Source organism: Microbacterium sp. (genome assembly GCF_047972865.1).
GTDB lineage: Bacteria > Actinomycetota > Actinomycetes > Actinomycetales > Microbacteriaceae > Microbacterium.
Genome location: NZ_JBKEAY010000173.1, coordinates 1 through 1906, shown reverse-complemented (window position 1 = coordinate 1906; position 1906 = coordinate 1). Strand labels below are relative to the sequence as shown.

The window sequence follows — 1906 nt, the reverse complement described above, 5'->3', positions numbered from 1 at the left end:
GGGGTATCGGAGGCGGGCTTGTGGACGACGGTGTTGCCGGCCACCAGAGCGGTCGCGATCTTGGTGGAGGAGAGGATCAGCGGAAAGTTGAACGGTGTGATCGCGGCGACCACTCCGATCGGCTCTCTGCGCACATAGGCGTGCGTGTTCCCGGGGGTTTCGCGCACGGCGCCGTCGAGGTGCTGTCCCAGACTCGCGGCGTACTCGTACTGCAGCGCCGAGTGCTCCACATCGACCACGCGGGCGAACGTGATGGGCTTGCCGGCATCCTGGCTCTCGGTGAACGCGAGCTCCTCGGTGCGGGCGCGCATGATGTCGTGGGCGCGCTGAAGGATGCGACCGCGTTCTCGCCCCGACAGCCCCGACCAGACGCCCGAGTCGAAGGCGGCACGTGCCGCCTCAATGGCTGTGTCGACGTCTTCGACGGTCGCGCGGGCGACCGAGCCGAGCGTTTCGCCGGTCGCGGGCGCCACGACATCCATGCGGCCCGAGTCAGAGGCGTCGCGCCATTGTCCGCCGATGAACAAGCGTCCGGGGGTGTGCGAGATCGCGAGATGTGGTGGCGCAGCATCGGCGATGGTCATGGTGGGTCTCCTCCTTGAGTCGGCTGCCACGAGTATCGATGCAGCGCCGCGACGCGGCGGGGGAGATGCGCAATGTGGATAAGCGACGGGATATCCACCCGGCGGGCTGGCTCCCCGCAGCCGCGCATGGTAGACAGACGCCATGAGGGCTGGCAACGTCGTCAGTGAGGACAGCGCATCCTCTCCCGGCATCGCCGTGCGGTCGGCGCCGATGGAGGAAGCGATGTCCGTGGGCGGCCTGGTGTTTCACCGCCACACTCTGACGCCCCTGGACCGGACGCGACCGCCTCGCTTGACGTTGCGGTCGTTCACGTCGGGACCGCTCACTTTGGGAACAATCCAGTACAGCGCAGGGGCGAGGGTCGTCACCGGTTCGTTGGCTCACTCATACCAGATCAACATTCCGCTCGAGGGGGTCGTGCGCACCGCGCGCGGAGACCAACGGATGGTGGCCACACCTCGCCAGGCGGCGGTCTACGGGTTGCACCAGCACGAGTTCGAGGGGTTCGAGGTCGCCGCTCGCGTGCTCGGGGTGAAGTTCGATCGCACGGCGCTGGAACGTCGGCTCGAGGATCTGCTGGGCCGACAGATCCACGGCGGAAGCATCGAGTTCGACCTTCCCCTGGCGCTCGGGGGGAGGCGACCGCGGGAGTGGTTCACGATCATCCAGCTGCTTGCGCAGCGGCTGTGGTCACAGGAGGGCCTCACCGCCCAGTCGCTGGTGCTCGCGCATCTGCAGGACGCTGCCATGACGGGACTGCTGCTGGCGGCCCGCCACTCGTATCGCGCCGAGCTCGACGATCCCGTTGGGCCCGCGACGCCGCGCGCTGTGCGCCGGGCGATCGCCTACGTCGATTCCACCCCCGAAGCCTCGCTGGTGACCGTACCCGAGCTCGCAGCGCACGCCGGTGTCGGAATCCGCGCCCTGCAGGCGGGATTCAGGCAGGCACTGGAGACCACCCCACTGGGCTACCTGCAGGACCGTCGACTGACGCACGCGCGTCGCGAACTCGAGGCACAGGACGCGGCATCCGTCACTGTCGCGCAGATCGCCGACCGCTGGGGCTTCGCCCACCACGGACGCTTCTCGCGCGACTACCGATCACGGTTCGGTGAGTCGCCGTCGCAGACGCTGCGCCGCTGAGACGGGATTGTCCACCGCGGTGTCCGTTTTGCGCAGCGTCGTTGACGGGGGCGCGGGCTCCGGCTGACGCTGAGTGTCCCGACGACGACGAGCGCGTCGGCCTGACACACGACGGAGTGACAATGACTCGACTGGAATCACCTCTGGCCTCACCGACGGCGCACCCCGTGCAACCCGC

At 68.4% G+C, this 1906-nt stretch carries 2 protein-coding genes; one reads left to right on the top strand and one right to left on the bottom strand.

Annotated elements, in window-relative coordinates:
* Positions 1-584, bottom strand: a 584-nt coding sequence (locus ACK5KK_RS10530) for an aldehyde dehydrogenase family protein (protein WP_416890038.1), incomplete at its 3' end; no start/stop codon positions are given.
* Positions 585-726: 142 nt separating this feature from the next.
* Between ACK5KK_RS10530 and ACK5KK_RS10525 the strand changes: the two genes are divergently transcribed.
* Positions 727-1728: an AraC family transcriptional regulator gene (locus tag ACK5KK_RS10525; protein ID WP_416890037.1), complete on the top strand. Its 1002-nt coding sequence runs from the start codon at positions 727-729 to the stop codon at positions 1726-1728.
* The last annotated feature ends 178 nt before the right edge of the window (positions 1729-1906 follow it).